This is a genomic window from Sinomonas humi, from assembly GCF_000802235.1.
Lineage (GTDB): Bacteria > Actinomycetota > Actinomycetes > Actinomycetales > Micrococcaceae > Sinomonas > Sinomonas humi.
On the sequence record NZ_JTDL01000065.1, the window covers coordinates 1 to 1,121 of the forward strand.

Consider the following 1,121-nt stretch of genomic DNA (forward strand, 5'->3'; position numbering starts at 1 on the left):
TCGTGTCCAGCTGGATGCCGACCCTCTTCCCTGCCATGCGGTGGCTGGCGAGGGTCTCCTTGATGACCCTGGTGACCGGCTCGTCCTCGTCGTCGCGCCAGATGCGGATGTCCTCGCAGATGGACGAGTAGCGGATGTTGGCAAGATCCACGACGCGGCTGATGTGCGTCAAGCGGCCGTCCCGGTTCAGGAACATGGCGTGGAAGATGCAGAAGCCGTCTGTGTCGAGGCCGCAGAGCCAGTACATGTCCTCGATCTTGAACAGCAGGATTCCGTCGAGGTCCGACTCTGCAAGCGCCGCTACCGCAGCGGCTCGACGGTGGCTGAACTCTTCCGCCGTGAAGTGCTGGTTATGGGGTGCCATGAATTCTCGGGCTCCTTGAGTCGTGGACGGACCGGGTCGACCGGCTAGGGCCGCGGCCTGCGCCGCACGATGCAGTGTGCATGGGGGGCTCGGCGCACTCGGATCTCGGCGAGCTGCCGGGCGAACCTTCGGCGGTCATGCGGGTCCCAGCCCCGTGCTGGCCGGGGGCTGGGACCCGCTCACATTCTCGTGAAGGCCGATGAAGCTTTCTCCATGGAGGCTCGGCAGCGTGGAAGCATCATCTCCCCGGAGAATTGGCCTGACGCTGCAGCGGTCACGCGTCTGCTCAGGCGCTGGCCTCGTGCGCGCCGATCTCAGGGGCCAAGGTGGCGTTCTTCTCAAGGTCCTTGGAGAGGAAGTCGAGGGAGCGGCTGCCGATTCCGATTGCGGCTGCCACGGCGCCGAGCAGGCCGAAGGCGGCAAGGTAGATGCCAGCTGGCAGCATGCTTCCGTTCGAGGTGGCCCATGTTGCGAGGTAGGGGGCGGTTCCGCCGAAGATGCCGTAGGCGACGTTGTATGTGAGCGCTCCCGCGGTGCCCCGGACCTGTGACGGGAACAGCTGAACAGCGGAAAGTCCGGTGACGACGGCGTTGAATCCGAGGCACACTGCGAAGACCGCGACGATGAAGCAGGCGCCGAGCAGGTCGACCCGCTGGAACAGCAGGAATGCGGGGATGGCCCATATCGCCACGATGCTTATCGAAGTCACGGCGACGCGCTTCATCCCCAGTTTGTCGATGACGGGGCCGGCCAAGAG

Annotated in this window: 1 protein-coding gene and 1 pseudogene; both read right to left on the reverse strand. The window is 65.1% G+C overall.

Features of this window, described 5'->3' with window-relative positions; translation table 11 throughout:
- A partial coding sequence (locus LK10_RS04405) for an aminopeptidase P family N-terminal domain-containing protein (protein ID WP_043120480.1) occupies positions 1-364 on the reverse strand: 364 nt, incomplete at its 3' end.
- Between the two features lie 286 nt (positions 365-650).
- Positions 651-1,121 (reverse strand): annotated as a pseudogene (locus tag LK10_RS04410) (hypothetical protein); the annotation flags it as partial.